The sequence below is a fragment of the Streptomyces sp. NPDC049577 genome, from assembly GCF_040675635.1.
Classification (GTDB): Bacteria; Actinomycetota; Actinomycetes; order Streptomycetales; family Streptomycetaceae; genus Streptomyces.
In genome coordinates this window covers 1-13,095 of the sequence record NZ_JBFAPH010000189.1, presented here as the reverse complement: position 1 = coordinate 13,095, position 13,095 = coordinate 1, and the positions used below count along the sequence as shown (strand labels likewise).

The following is a 13,095-nucleotide window of genomic DNA, read 5'->3' as shown; positions in this document are numbered from 1 at the left end:
GCTGGAGGGCCGCTCCGCCGGCGAGTACATGGACGGCATGACCTCCATCGTCCGGCGCGAGCCGGTGGGCGTCTGCGCCCAGGTCGCGCCGTGGAACTACCCGATGATGATGGCCGTGTGGAAGTTCGCCCCGGCGCTCGCCGCGGGCAACACCGTCGTCCTGAAGCCCTCCGACACCACCCCGGCCTCCACCGTCCTCATCGCCGAGATCATCGGCGGGGTGCTGGAGGAGCTGGGCCACCCGAAGGGCGTCTTCAACGTCATCTGCGGCGACCGCGAGACGGGCCGTCTGATGGTCGAGCACGAGGTGCCCGCCATGGCCTCCATCACCGGCTCCGTGCGCGCCGGCATGCAGGTCGCCGAGTCGGCCTCCCGCGACCTCAAGCGCGTGCACCTGGAGCTCGGCGGCAAGGCGCCCGTCGTCGTCTTCGAGGACGCCGACATCGCCAAGGCCGTCGAGGACATCGCCGTCGCCGGCTACTTCAACGCCGGCCAGGACTGCACGGCCGCGACCCGCGTCCTGGTGCACGAGTCGGTCCACGACGAGTTCGTCACCGCCCTGGCCAAGGCCGCGTCCGAGACGAAGACGGGCCTGCCGGACGACGAGGACGTCCTCTACGGCCCGCTGAACAACGCCAACCAGCTGGCGCAGGTGACCGGCTTCATCGAGCGGCTGCCCGAGCACGCCAAGGTCGAGGCCGGCGGCCGCCGGGTCGGCGAGAAGGGCTACTTCTTCGCCCCCACCGTCGTCTCCGGCCTCGAGCAGGACGACGAGATCATCCAGAAGGAGGTCTTCGGCCCGGTCATCACCGTGCAGTCCTTCACGGACGAGCAGCAGGCCGTCGAGTACGCCAACGGCGTCGAGTACGCCCTGGCCTCCTCGGTGTGGACCAAGGACCACGGCCGGGCCATGCGGATGTCCAAGGCCCTCGACTTCGGCTGCGTGTGGATCAACACCCACATCCCGCTGGTGGCCGAGATGCCGCACGGCGGCTTCAAGAAGTCCGGCTACGGCAAGGACCTCTCCGCGTACGGCTTCGAGGACTACACGCGCATCAAGCACGTCATGACCTCGCTCGACAGCTGATCGCACCGCCGGCCGCCGGGCCGGCCCGCGGCGCGCTCCCGGGCCCCGGGCACCCCCACCGCGGGGGCGCCCGGGGCCCGGCGCCGTACCGGCCGCGACGGGTATCATCGGCGGCCGCGCGCGTCCGGCGGCCGCCCGTCAGACTGTCGGGCCGTACGGGCGCCTTACGGACAGGGCGTCCCTTGTCCGCGCCGACCCGACCAGCCATCCTGCCGGAATGCGAGAGAACCCCGTGAAGCCCCTGTCCCGCCGGTCCCTGCTGCGCGCGCTGGGCGCGGGCGCCGGGGCCGCCGCGCTCGCCGGCTGCGGGGTGCCCGCCGCCTACGTCGCCCCCCGCGAGCGATCCGCGCAGGATCGTTCCGCCACCGACAAGCGGCTCGCCTTCGCCAACTGGCCGCTCTATATCGACGTCGACGAGAAGGACCCCCAGCGCCGCCCGACGCTGGACGACTTCGAGAAGCGCACCGGCGTCTCGGTGAAGTACACCGAGGAGATCAACGACAACGACGAGTTCTTCGGCAAGATCAGCCCTGCCCTGATGAACCATCAGGAGACCGGTCGGGACATCATCGTCGTCAGCGACTGGATGTGCGCGCGGTACGTCCGGCTCGGCTGGGTCCAGGAGATGGACCGCGCCCGCCAGCCCAACGTGGCCCGCAACCTCGACCCGCTGCTGCGCAGGCCGGCCTTCGACGACGGCCGTCGGCAGACCGTGCCGTGGCAGTCCGGGATCACCGGCATCGCCTACAACCGCAAGAAGCTCGGCCGCGAGATCCGGCACACCTCCGACCTCTGGAAGGACGACCTGCGCGGCCGGGTGACCCTGCTGTCCGGCATGGACGAGGCGTTCTCGCTGCTCATGCAGGGCAACGGCGCGGACGTCCGGCGCTGGACGGCCGACGACTTCCACCGGATGACCGACCAGCTGCGCGACCTCGTCCGCAAGCGGCACATCCGGCGCTTCACCGGCAACGACTACATCAAGGACCTCTCCTCCGGCGACGTGCTGGCCTGCCAGGCGTACTCCGGCGACGTCATCCAGCTCCAGGCCGACAACCCGGACATCGAGTTCGTCGTCCCGGAGGAGGGCGCGGAGCTGTGGGCGGAGAGCATGATGATCCCCAACCTGGCACGCCACAAGCGCAACGCCGAAGCGCTCATCGACTACTACTACGAGCCCGAGGTCGCCGCCCAGCTGGCCGCGGCGGTCAACTACGTCTGCCCCGTCCCGGCGGCCCGCGACGTCCTGGCCTCCTCCAAGGACAAGGAGCTCGCGGAGCTGGCCGAGAACCCGCTGATCTTCCCGACGGACGACATGCGGCGGCGCCTGGCGACGGCACGGGACATGACGGCGAAGGAACGGCCGGGGTTCGAGAAGGTGTGGAACGAGATCGTGGGGCTCTGAGCCCGCGCGTCAGCGCGGCAGCAGCCCCACCAGCGCGCCGACCCGGTTCGTCGTGATCGAGTCGACGCCCGCCCGCAGCAGCCTGCGCATCGTCCAGCGCGTGTCCGCCGTCCACGCGGACACGCGCAGCCCCGCCGCGTGGTCCCGGGCCACCAGCTCGGGCGTGACCAGGCCGAAGCGGTAGTTGAGCCACCGCGGCCGGACCGCCGCCAGCAGGGCGGCCCCCGCGGGGACCACCGTGGTCCACGTCAGCGCGATCTCGGCGTCGGGGTCCGCACGGCGGACGGCGAGCATCGACGCCGCCGCACCGCAGTAGTAGACGCGCTCGCCCGCCCCGGCGTCACGCACCTCGGCCACGGCCGCCGCGGCGGCGGACGGGTCGGGCAGGTCGACGAACAGCCGCCCGCCGTCCGGCGCCGCGGCGATCTCCGCGAGCGCCTCGCGCAGCGTCGGCACCCCGCCGCCGGTCCGCTCCCGCACCTCGGCCGCCGGGAGCGCGGCGAGCGCCCGCTCGTGGCCCCACAGCCGCTTCAGCGTCGCGTCGTGCAACAGCACCGGCACCCCGTCCCGGGTCAGCCGGACGTCGATCTCCACCGCCCCCGCGCCGGCGCGCAGCGCCGAGCGGATCGAGGGCAGGGTGTTCTCCCGGTGCACGTACGGGTCGCCGCGGTGCGCGACGGCCGTGAACGCGGCGGTCACGCCGGCCACGCCGCGGTGTACGCGTCGATCTCGGCGGCCAGCGCCGCCTTGGCCGTGGCGTCCATGAACGACGCCTCGACGGCGTTCCTGGCCAGGCCGGCGACGCCCCGGGCGTCGAGCTCCAGCAGCCGGGCCGCGACCGCGTACTCGGTGTTGAGGTCGGTGCCGAACATGGGCGGGTCGTCGCTGTTGACGGTCACCAGCACGCCCGCCGCCACCATCTCCCGTATCGGGTGCCGGTCGAGGTCGGTCACCGCCCGGGTGGCGAGGTTGGAGGTCGGGCAGACCTCCAGGGGGATGCGGTGCTCGGCGAGGTGGGCCAGCAGCTTCGGGTCCTGCGGGGCGCTGGTGCCGTGCCCGATGCGCTCGGCGCGCAGCTCGGTCAGGGCGTCCCAGATCGTCTGCGGGCCGGTCGTCTCGCCGGCGTGCGGCACGCTGTGCAGTCCGGCCGCGACGGCCCGGTCGAAGTACGGCTTGAACTGCGGCCGGGGCACGCCGATCTCGGGCCCGCCCAGGCCGAACGAGACCAGCCCCTCCGGTCGCAGGTCGCAGGCGATGCGCGTGGTCTCCTCGGCGGCCTGCAGCCCGGCCTCGCCGGGAATGTCGAAGCACCAGCGCAGCACGACGCCCAGCTCGCCCTCGGCCGCCTTGCGCGCGTCCTCTATGGCCTCCACGAAGGCCACGTCCGGGATGCCGCGCCGGGTCGAGCTGTAGGGGGTGACGGTCAGCTCGGCGTAGCGGATGTTCTGCCGGGCCATGTCGCGCGCGATCTCGTATGTCAGCAGCCGGACGTCCTCGGCGTCGCGGATCAGGTCGACCACGGAGAGGTAGACCTGGATGAAGTGGGCGAAGTCCCGGAAGGTGAAGAAGTCCGCCAGCGCCTCGGGGTCGGTCGGCACGGGGGAGTCGGGGTGCCGGGCGGCGAGCTCGGCGACGATGCGTGGCGAGGCGGAACCGACGTGGTGCACGTGCAGTTCGGCCTTCGGCAGCCCGGCGATGAACGAGTCGAGTGCGGACATGCGGTCCTCCAGGGGCCGTTCGGCGGGCTGACGGTCGTACGGGCGGTCAACGGGCCAGATCATCGTATGCGCGGCGGGCACGGGCGCCGTGCGCAGGCCTTAGCATGACGGGACACCGAGTGGGGAGGGTCATGTCCGACAAGGCCGATAGCTTGCCGCCGGCCGAAGGGAACGCGGCCGTACCGGCACCGGGCGCGCCCGGCGCGTCGGACGCGTACGCCGACGACTTCCTCGTCGCGCCCCCGGAGGCGATAGCCGAGCCGTCGCCCGCCGACGGTTTCGCCGCCCCGGCCGGGCCCCCGGCTCCCGGGGCCCCCGACGCGGGCGCCGCGCCCCACGCGTCCGCCGTTCACTTCCGGAAGGACGCGCCCGCCGGCGCCGCGCCCTACGCGGCGCCCGTGCCCGCCCCCGCGGGCGCGTACGCGGCCATGGGGCAGCACGGGCATCCCGGGCCGGCCGGCGTGCCCGCCGTGCCGCAGGCGCCGACGGGCCCCGGCACGCCGAGCGCGTACCAGGGCGGCCCCTATGCCTACGGGCCGACCGCGTACGGGACCGGCACGGGTCCCGCCTACGGCTATTCCGCCCCGCCCTACGGGCACGGCTGGCACGGCCCGACGCCCGGGCTGGTGCCCAACAACGGGCTCGGCACGGCTGCCATGGTGCTCGGCATCGTCGGCGTGGTCACCTCCCCGAGCGTGGTGCTCGGGGTGATCCTCGGCGTGCTCGGGATCGTCTTCGGCGCGCTGGGGCGCGGCAAGGCGAAGTCGGGCGAGGCGACCAACGGCGGTCAGGCGCTCGCCGGGCTGATCCTGGGCTGCGTCTCGGTCGTCGCCTCCGCCCTGCTGCTCGTCGCCTACATCACGGCGGCCGACCACCACTCGTCGGACGTGCCGGACGAGGACCCCGACGCGACCTACGGCGCCTATGTCGTGGAGCACCCGGACGCCGCCAGGCGCTGACGGGCCTCCATCAGGGCGAAGCCGAGGAGATTGAGCCCGCGCCAGCGGGCCGGGTCCCCGGCGCGCTCGTCGTCGGCGGCCAGCCCTATGCCCCAGACCCGGTCCAGGGGGCTGGCCTCCACCAGTACGCGGTCGCCCGTGCCGAGCAGATACGCGCCCAGCTCCGGGTGCTGCCCGAACTTGTGCACGCTGCCCTCGACGACGAGTTCGAAGCGGTGCCGCGCCCACTCCTCCTCGTCGAAGCCGCGCACCGAACGGCCCGCGTCCTTGGCCTCCTTGGGGTGCCCGGCCGCCAGCACCCGCGCCTCGGCCTCCGCGTCGCCGAAGAGGCGGGCCTTGCCCGCCATCATCCAGTGCTCGGCCGTGGCGTACCCGACGCCGTCGACGGTGAAGGGCGAGGGCCACCACTGGCTGAAGCAGCCGGAACCCACGCCGCCGTCCCGGCGTGGCCGGTGGCCCCAGAAGAAGACGTACTTCACGCGTTCCCCGCGGCCGACCAGCTCCGTCAGTTCGGCCACCGACCGCGTCCCGCCACTCATGTCCCGCTGCTCCTTCCGGCCCCTGCCCGCCACCCGGGGGGGCGTCGGACCACATGGTGCCGGATAACCGAATCCGTTGCACGGCCAAAAAATGACAACGGAATCCCTTGTTGGGATTGCTCTGCTCTGCCAGGATCGCCGCACGATTCCGGTTGGAGCTACGCCTGCCACAGGTACGCGGTCGGCGGAGGAGTGTGAGTGCGATGGTCCACGCGGATACGGGACAGCGGGTTACGGCAAGGACGTGCCGGGCCAGTCCTTCGAGGACCGCACCCCCGCGCTGACCGGGCGCGGCCCCCGGCTTGGGCCCCCCGCGGCTGTATGTCACCCTTACGTGTTTCGCGTCTCCACGACCCCTGGATCCAGACCATGACAGCAACCGCACCGGCCGGCGCCGGCAACACCGGCACCGACGTCCGCCTCACCGGCATCAGCAAGACCTACGGCTCCTTCACCGCCGTACACCCGCTGGATCTCGCCGTGCCCGCGGGCTCCTTCTTCGCCCTCCTCGGCGCCTCCGGCTGCGGCAAGACCACCACCCTGCGCATGATCGCCGGCCTGGAGGAGCCCACCACCGGCAGCGTCGAGCTCGCCGGGCGGAACGTCACGGCCCTTCCGGCCCACAAGCGGCCCGTCAACACGGTCTTCCAGAGCTACGCCCTCTTCCCCCACCTGGACGTCTACGAGAACGTCGCCTTCGGCCTGCGCCGACGGGGCGTCAAGTCCGTCAAGAAGCAGGTCGACGACATGCTGGAGCTGGTCCAGCTCGGCGACCAGGCCCGCCGCAAGCCCCAGCAGCTCTCCGGGGGCCAGCAGCAGCGCGTCGCCGTCGCCCGCGCCCTGATCAACCACCCGCAGGTGCTCCTCCTGGACGAGCCCCTCGGCGCCCTCGACCTCAAGCTGCGCCGCCAGATGCAGCTGGAGCTCAAGCGCATCCAGACCGAGGTCGGCATCACCTTCATCCACGTCACGCACGACCAGGAGGAAGCCATGACGATGGCCGACACCGTCGCCGTCATGAACGCGGGCCGCGTCGAGCAGTCCGGGGCCCCCGCCGACCTCTACGAGACGCCGCGCTCCACCTTCGTCGCCAACTTCCTGGGCACCTCCAACCTGATCACCGCCGACGTCCTCGACGCCTCCGGCGCCGACCTCGTCCTGCGCGCCGCGGATACCAAACTGGCCCTGCCCGCCAAACGATGTACAGCCACCGCCCGCGTGGGCGAGAAGCTCCTGGTCGGGATACGGCCCGAGAAGATCACGCTCACCCACGCCGACGACGCCGGCACCGTCCCGGACGGCCGCAACCGCGTCACCGGCCGCATCACCGAGTCCAGCTTCACCGGTGTCTCCACCCAGTTCCTGGTCGACAGCCCGGTCGCCACCGGCCTGTCCGTCTACCAGCAGAACATCGAACGCGACACCCGGCTCGTCCCCGGCGCCGAGGTCGTCCTGCACTGGAACCCGGGCCACAGCTTCGGCCTGGACGCCGCCCAGGCCGTGTCCGCCGGAAAGGCGGGCGAGGCCGGAACGGACGCGGGAGTAGGTACGTGATCACCACAACCGTCACCCACGAACCACCCGCGGCCGCCGGCACCCCGCCCGAGGCCACCGGCCGCAAGCGCCGCGTCCCCTACTGGCTGCTGCTCCCCGGCATCCTGTGGCTGCTCGTCTTCTTCGCGGCCCCCCTCGTCTACCAGGCGTCGACCTCCGTACAGACCGGCTCCCTCGAAGAGGGCTTCAAGGTCACCTGGCACTTCGCCACCTACTGGGACGCCCTCGGCAAGTACTACCCGCAGTTCCTCCGCTCGGTCGCCTACGCCGCCACCGCCACCGTGCTCTGCCTGCTGCTGGGCTACCCGCTGGCCTACCTGATCGCCTTCCGGGCCGGCCGCTGGCGCAACCTGCTGATGGTGCTGGTCATCGCGCCGTTCTTCACCAGCTTCCTGATCCGCACCCTCGCCTGGAAGACCATCCTCTCCGACGGCGGCCCGGTCGTGCGGACCCTCGACTCCCTGCACGTCCTCACCGTGACGAACGCCCTGGGCGTCACCGAGGGCCACCGCGTCCTCGCCACTCCCCTCGCCGTCGTCTGCGGCCTCACCTACAACTTCCTGCCGTTCATGATCCTGCCGCTGTACACCTCGCTCGAACGCATCGACAGCCGCCTCCACGAGGCCGCCGGAGACCTCTACGCCCGGCCGCTGACCGTGTTCCGGAAGGTGACCTTCCCGCTGTCCATGCCGGGCGTCGTCGCCGGCACCCTGCTGACCTTCATCCCCGCCGCGGGCGACTACATCAACGCCGAACTGCTCGGCTCCACCGACCAGAAGATGATCGGCAACGTCATCCAGTCCCAGTTCCTGCGCGTCCTGGACTACCCGACCGCCGCCGCCCTGTCCTTCATCCTCATGGCCGCGATCCTCGCCATGGTCACCGTCTACCTGCGCAAGTCCGGGACGGAGGAACTGGTCTGATGACGACCCTGACGCGCTGGCTGCGCCGCAACCTCGTGGTGATCGCGGGCCTCGGCACGCTCGCCTACCTCATCCTGCCCAACGTCATCGTGACGGTCTTCTCCTTCAACAAGCCCAACGGCCGCTTCAACTACGAGTGGCAGCGCTTCTCCACGGACGCCTGGACCGACCCCTGCGGCGTCGCCGACCTGTGCGGTTCGCTCTCGCTGAGCCTGCGCATCGCCCTGTGGGCGACCGTCGGCGCCACCGTCCTCGGCACGATGATCGCCTTCGCGCTGGCCCGCTACCGCTTCCGGGCCCGCCCCGCCGTCGGCACCCTGATCTTCCTGCCGATGGCCATGCCCGAGGTCGTGATGGCCGCCTCGCTCGCCACGCTCTTCCTCAACACGGGCGTCAGCTTCGGCTTCTGGACGATCCTGATCGCCCACATCACCTTCTGCCTGAGCTTCGTCGTCACCGCCGTCAAGGCCCGGGTCATGAGCATGGACCCCCGCCTCGAACAGGCCGCCCGGGACCTCTACGCCACGCCGCTGCAGACCTTCCTGCGCGTCACGCTGCCCATCGCCGCCCCCGGCATCGTGGCCGGCGCCCTGCTCTCCTTCGCGCTCTCGTTCGACGACTTCGTGATCACCAACTTCAACGCCGGCTCGACTGTGACCTTCCCCATGTACGTCTGGGGATCCGCGCAACGAGGGACACCCGTTCAAATCAATGTCATCGGAACGGCGATGTTCGCCATCGCCGTGCTGTGCGTCCTCGCCGGTCGACTGATCGGGAGACGCCCACAAAGGAGCTGAGAACCATGGCCGGCAGTGCCATGAACCCTGTCCAAGCACTCTCCGACGCCGACCCCCGCCCCTTCTGGCTCGACGACCCGTCCCGGCCGGAAGCCCGCCCGACCCTCGTCGGCGACGAGCACTGCGACCTGCTCGTCGTCGGCGGCGGGTACTCCGGCCTGTGGACCGCCCTCAACGCGAAGGAACGCGACCCCGGCCGGGACGTCGTCCTGATCGAGGGCCAGGAGTGCGGCTGGGCCGCCTCCGGCCGCAACGGCGGCTTCTGCGCCGCCTCCCTCACCCACGGCTGGGGCAACGGGCACGCCCGCTGGCCCGCCGAGCTCACCACCCTCGAGGAGCTCGGCCACCGCAACCTCGACGCCATCGAGGCCGCCCTCACCCGGTACGGCATCGACTGCGACTTCGAGCGCACCGGCGAGATCGACATCGCCACCGCCCCCCACCAGGTCGAGGAGCTGCGCGAGGCCGCGGCGGAGGCGGCGGAGCTGGGCGTGCGCGACCACGAGTTCCTCGACCGCGACGCGCTGCGCGCCGAGGTCGACTCCCCGACCTTCCTCGCCGGCCTGTGGAACCGCACCGGCGTCGCCATGCTCCACCCGGCCAGGCTGGCCTGGGGCCTCAAGCGCGCCTGCCTGGACCTCGGCGTGCGGATCTACGAGCACACCCCCGGCACCGAGCTGTCCTCGCGCGGCGCCGGCGTCGCCGTCCGCACCCCCTGGGGCCGCGTCTTCGCCCGCCACGCGGCGCTCGCCACGAACGCCTTCCCGGCACTGGTCAAGCGCCTGCGCCCGTACATCGCGCCCGTCTACGACTACGCCCTGATGACCGAGCCGCTCACCGACGAGCAGCTGGCCTCCGTCGGCTGGAAGCGCCGCCAGGGCCTGAGCGACAGCGCCAACCACTTCCACTACTTCCGGCTCAGCGCCGACAACCGCATCCTGTGGGGCGGGTACGACATCGTCTACCGCTACGGCGGTGGGGTGAAGGCCGAGTACGACCATCACCCGGCCACGTACCAGCGGCTGGCCGAGCACTTCTTCCGCTGCTTCCCGCAGCTGGAGGACGTCCGCTTCTCCCACACCTGGGGCGGCGCCATCGACACCTGCTCGCGCTTCTCCGCCTTCTTCGGCACCGCCCACGGCGGGCGCGTCGCCTACGCGCTCGGCTACACCGGCCTCGGCGTCGGGGCGAGCCGCTTCGGTGCGGACGTCATGCTGGACCTGCTGAGCGGCGAGCGCACCGAGCGTACGGAACTGGAGATGGTCCGCAGCAGGCCGCTGCCGTTTCCGCCGGAGCCGGTGCGGTCGGTGGGCATCGGCATCACGCAGTGGGCGATGACCCGCGCGGACGAGAACGGCGGTCGCCGGAACCTCTGGCTTCGCGCCATGGACCGGTTCGGGGTCGGTTTCGACAGCTGACGGCCACGGCCGGGGGTTTGCGGGCGACCCACCGGGCCGCACCGGACAGCAGGACACCGGCCAGGCACCAGGCCCCCAGCACATCCAGCGGCCAGTGGTACCCGCATCGCACGAGCCCCAGCCCGACGCCGGCGTTGAGCAGGGCGTACACCGGCATCCAGCGCCACGTGCGGAACACCAGCAGCGCGGCCGCCCCGTACGCCACCGCGGCGGTGGCCGCGTGGCCGGACGGGAAGAAGCCGTCGTGCGCCACCCCCGCCAGGGGGCCCGGCGGGGCGGGCCGCGCGATCCAGGTCTTCAGCGGTACGACGACGGCCGGCACCGCCGCCATGGCGAGGCCGGCCGCCGCCACCGGCACCCACCGGCGAGACCGCAGCACCGACCAGGCCATGGCGGCCACGAGCACCGGCAGGGCCACCGCCGTGTCGCCCAGGTCGGCGAGGACGTGCGCGAGGCCGAGCGGGAGCGGCGGGCGGCCCAGCCGCTCGTCGAGCGTCCGCAGCGGACCGTGCGCGGCCACCTGCCGGCCGATGAGGGCCAGGAGGACGGCGCACAGGGAAACAGCGCACAGGAGAACGACCGGCGGCCCCGGAACAGGGGGGGAAGTTCCGGGGCCGCCGTTCCGACCGGTCCGCCGCGCGCCCCGGGGGGTATGGGGCGGGCGGCCGTCCGATCGGTGAGGAGTGTGCGCGAAGGCACGGCCGGACCGGCACTGGGGATGCGCCGGCGCGGCGTCGCCCGCAGTCGCCTGCGGACGGGGTGTTGCGTTCATCTGGAGAAACCGTACGGCAGGTAAGGCGGCTCGAACAGTCGGATCACCTGTCCGCCACCCGCCCCGCACAGGTTCTTCACGCCGCACAGACGGCGCACAAGCGGCTCACAGCCGTCTCTCACAGGGCGGCGAACGCGCCCTCGATGATGTCCAGGCCCTCGTTCAGGAGGTCCTCGCCGATGACCAGCGGGGGCAGGAAGCGCAGCACGTTGCCGTAGGTGCCACAGGTCAGCACCAGCAGACCCTCCGCGTGGCAGGCCTTGGCCAGGGCGCCGGCCGCCTCCGGGTTGGGCTCCTTGGTCGCCGGGTCCTTGACCAGCTCGATCGCGATCATCGCGCCGCGGCCGCGGATGTCGCCGATGACCGGGAACTTCTCCTGCATGGCGGCGAGGCGGCCCTTCATGACCTCCTCGATGCGCTTGGCCTTGGCGTTGAGGTCCAGCTCGCGCATGGTTTCGATGGCGCCCAGGGCACCGGCGCAGGCCACCGGGTTGCCGCCGTAGGTGCCGCCCAGGCCGCCCGGGTGCGCGGCGTCCATGATCTCGGCGCGGCCGGTGACGGCGGCGAGCGGCAGACCGCCGGCGATGCCCTTGGCGGTGGTGATCAGGTCCGGGACGATGCCCTCGTCCTCACAGGCGAACCACTGGCCCGTGCGGCAGAAGCCGGACTGGATCTCGTCGGCGACGAAGACGATGCCGTTGTCGTTGGCGAACTTCACGATCGCCGGCAGGAAGCCCTTGGCCGGCTCGATGAAGCCGCCCTCGCCGAGCACCGGCTCGATGATGATCGCGGCGACGTTCTCGGCGCCGATCTGCTTGGTGATCTGGTCGATGGCCTGGGCCGCGGCCTCGGGGCCGCAGTTCTCCGGGCCGGTCGGCCAGCGGTAGCCGTAGGCCACCGGCACGCGGTAGACCTCGGGGGCGAACGGGCCGAAGCCGTGCTTGTACGGCATGTTCTTGGCGGTCAGCGCCATCGTCAGGTTGGTGCGGCCGTGGTAGCCGTGGTCGAAGACGACGACAGCCTGGCGCTTGGTGTACGCGCGGGCGATCTTGACGGCGTTCTCGACGGCCTCGGCGCCCGAGTTGAACAGCGCGGACTTCTTGGCGTGGTCGCCCGGGGTCAGCTCGGCGAGCTGCTCGCAGACCTCCACGTAGCCCTCGTAGGGGGTGACCATGAAGCAGGTGTGGGTGAAGTCGGCGAGCTGCGCGGAGGCGCGGCGGACGACGGCCTCGGCGCTGGCGCCCACGGAGGTCACGGCGATGCCGGAACCGAAGTCGATCAGCGAGTTGCCGTCGACGTCCTCGATGACACCGCCGCCCGCGCGCGTGGTGAACACCGGCAGGACGGAGCCCACACCGCCCGCGACCGCGTTGAGGCGGCGGGCCTGGAGCTCCAGCGACTTCGGGCCGGGGATCGCGGTGACGACGCGGCGCTCCTGGGGGAGGGACGCGCCTCCGGTCAGTTCGGTCATGAGGGGCTCCTGGGGGTGATCCGTACGCTTCCAGTCTTTCCTCGCAGGCTAGGTGGGGGGAGGGGGAGCGGACATGCGCCGTTCGGTAGTGGTGACGACGTGTCGTTGTCCGTGGTGGACATGGCGCCCCCGGCACTAGATTGAGCGGCGGCACGACCGGAACGGGCCTGGCTGGTCAGGGGGCAGGGGCGGATGGACACCGAAGGCATGACCGAGGGCGCGCACGACGCGCGCCGTACCCGGCCGCGGCCGGCACCGCCGCCGCCCTCGTACGCGCCGCCCCCGCCCCCGCACACCCCGCCGCCACCCTCGTACGCCCCGGCGGCCCGGCCCGCGCTCGCCGCGTGGCTCGACACCCCGCGCCGCCCCGGCGGGCCCGGCGTCTGGCGGTACGGGCACGTGCCGGTGCGGGAGCCGGAGGCCGAGCGCGTCCCCGACCGCGCGCTGCTGTC

The 13,095-nt window shown here is 72.2% G+C and carries 12 protein-coding genes and 1 pseudogene; 8 read left to right on the top strand and 5 right to left on the bottom strand.

What is annotated here, in order from left to right; translation table 11 throughout:
* Together AB0K09_RS20965 and AB0K09_RS20960 are read left to right on the top strand one after the other, a co-directional pair.
* Positions 1 to 1,087 (top strand): aldehyde dehydrogenase family protein (locus tag AB0K09_RS20965; RefSeq protein ID WP_366066895.1); only part of this gene is annotated, 1,087 nt, incomplete at its 5' end.
* 217 nt (positions 1,088 to 1,304) lie between these two features.
* A complete protein-coding gene (locus tag AB0K09_RS20960) occupies positions 1,305 to 2,492 on the top strand; it encodes a spermidine/putrescine ABC transporter substrate-binding protein (RefSeq protein ID WP_366066894.1) in 1,188 nt (395 codons plus the stop codon).
* 9 nt (positions 2,493 to 2,501) lie between these two features.
* Here AB0K09_RS20960 and AB0K09_RS20955 read toward each other — a convergent pair whose 3' ends face one another.
* Positions 2,502 to 3,191 (bottom strand): glycerophosphodiester phosphodiesterase, encoded by a 690-nt coding sequence (locus AB0K09_RS20955; RefSeq protein WP_366066893.1) that lies wholly within the window; start codon positions 3,189 to 3,191, stop codon positions 2,502 to 2,504.
* Entirely contained in the window at positions 3,188 to 4,210 is a 1,023-nt protein-coding gene (locus tag AB0K09_RS20950; protein WP_366066892.1) for an adenosine deaminase, read from the bottom strand. Before AB0K09_RS20950 ends, AB0K09_RS20955 begins: the two co-directional genes overlap by 4 nt.
* Before the next feature lie 131 nt (positions 4,211 to 4,341).
* Here AB0K09_RS20950 and AB0K09_RS20945 point away from each other — a divergent pair, with 131 nt between their 5' ends.
* Positions 4,342 to 5,169 (top strand): DUF4190 domain-containing protein, encoded by an 828-nt coding sequence (locus tag AB0K09_RS20945; RefSeq protein WP_366066891.1) that lies wholly within the window; start codon positions 4,342 to 4,344, stop codon positions 5,167 to 5,169.
* Here AB0K09_RS20945 and AB0K09_RS20940 read toward each other — a convergent pair.
* Positions 5,133 to 5,708 (bottom strand): NADAR family protein, encoded by a 576-nt coding sequence (locus AB0K09_RS20940; protein ID WP_366066890.1) that lies wholly within the window; start codon positions 5,706 to 5,708, stop codon positions 5,133 to 5,135. The genes AB0K09_RS20945 and AB0K09_RS20940 overlap by 37 nt on opposite strands.
* 369 nt (positions 5,709 to 6,077) lie before the next feature.
* Between AB0K09_RS20940 and AB0K09_RS20935 the strand changes: the two genes are divergently transcribed.
* The 4 genes from AB0K09_RS20935 to AB0K09_RS20920 are packed head-to-tail and all read left to right on the top strand — an operon-like array spanning position 6,078 to position 10,400.
* Positions 6,078 to 7,262 carry an ABC transporter ATP-binding protein gene (locus AB0K09_RS20935; RefSeq protein WP_366066889.1) on the top strand — a complete coding sequence of 395 codons (1,185 nt, stop codon included), beginning with the start codon at positions 6,078 to 6,080 and terminating at the stop codon, positions 7,260 to 7,262.
* On the top strand, positions 7,262 to 8,185 hold the full coding sequence (locus tag AB0K09_RS20930; RefSeq protein ID WP_366066896.1) for an ABC transporter permease: 924 nt from the start codon (positions 7,262 to 7,264) through the stop codon (positions 8,183 to 8,185). The genes AB0K09_RS20935 and AB0K09_RS20930 overlap by 1 nt, the downstream gene beginning before the upstream one ends.
* On the top strand, positions 8,185 to 8,982 hold the full coding sequence (locus AB0K09_RS20925) for an ABC transporter permease (RefSeq protein ID WP_366066888.1): 798 nt from the start codon (positions 8,185 to 8,187) through the stop codon (positions 8,980 to 8,982). The genes AB0K09_RS20930 and AB0K09_RS20925 overlap by 1 nt, the downstream gene beginning before the upstream one ends.
* Positions 8,983 to 8,987: 5 nt before the next feature.
* Positions 8,988 to 10,400 (top strand): FAD-dependent oxidoreductase, encoded by a 1,413-nt coding sequence (locus tag AB0K09_RS20920; protein ID WP_366066887.1) that lies wholly within the window; start codon positions 8,988 to 8,990, stop codon positions 10,398 to 10,400.
* Here AB0K09_RS20920 and AB0K09_RS20915 read toward each other — a convergent pair.
* Positions 10,303 to 10,920, bottom strand: a complete 618-nt coding sequence (locus AB0K09_RS20915; RefSeq protein WP_366066886.1) for a phosphatase PAP2 family protein — start codon at positions 10,918 to 10,920, stop codon at positions 10,303 to 10,305. The genes AB0K09_RS20920 and AB0K09_RS20915 overlap by 98 nt on opposite strands.
* A gap of 370 nt (positions 10,921 to 11,290) precedes the next feature.
* Positions 11,291 to 12,643: a 4-aminobutyrate--2-oxoglutarate transaminase gene (gene gabT / locus AB0K09_RS20910; RefSeq protein WP_366066885.1), complete on the bottom strand. Its 1,353-nt coding sequence runs from the start codon at positions 12,641 to 12,643 to the stop codon at positions 11,291 to 11,293.
* Positions 12,644 to 12,835: 192 nt separating this feature from the next.
* On the opposite strand from gabT, the pseudogene AB0K09_RS20905 reads away from it, so the two are divergent.
* Positions 12,836 to 13,095: pseudogene (locus AB0K09_RS20905) on the top strand (ATP/GTP-binding protein); the annotation flags it as partial.

Excerpts from the sequence above, each read along its gene's own strand:
- AB0K09_RS20960 (WP_366066894.1), top strand. The coding sequence starts at position 1,305 with ATGCGAGAGAACCCCGTGAAGCCCCTGTCCCGCCGGTCCCTGCTGCGC.
- AB0K09_RS20950 (WP_366066892.1), bottom strand. The coding sequence starts at position 4,210 with ATGTCCGCACTCGACTCGTTCATCGCCGGGCTGCCGAAGGCCGAACTG.
- AB0K09_RS20945 (WP_366066891.1), top strand. The coding sequence starts at position 4,342 with ATGTCCGACAAGGCCGATAGCTTGCCGCCGGCCGAAGGGAACGCGGCC.
- AB0K09_RS20940 (WP_366066890.1), bottom strand. The coding sequence starts at position 5,708 with ATGAGTGGCGGGACGCGGTCGGTGGCCGAACTGACGGAGCTGGTCGGC.
- AB0K09_RS20935 (WP_366066889.1), top strand. The coding sequence starts at position 6,078 with ATGACAGCAACCGCACCGGCCGGCGCCGGCAACACCGGCACCGACGTC.
- AB0K09_RS20925 (WP_366066888.1), top strand. The coding sequence starts at position 8,185 with ATGACGACCCTGACGCGCTGGCTGCGCCGCAACCTCGTGGTGATCGCG.
- AB0K09_RS20920 (WP_366066887.1), top strand. The coding sequence starts at position 8,988 with ATGGCCGGCAGTGCCATGAACCCTGTCCAAGCACTCTCCGACGCCGAC.
- gabT (WP_366066885.1), bottom strand. The coding sequence starts at position 12,643 with ATGACCGAACTGACCGGAGGCGCGTCCCTCCCCCAGGAGCGCCGCGTC.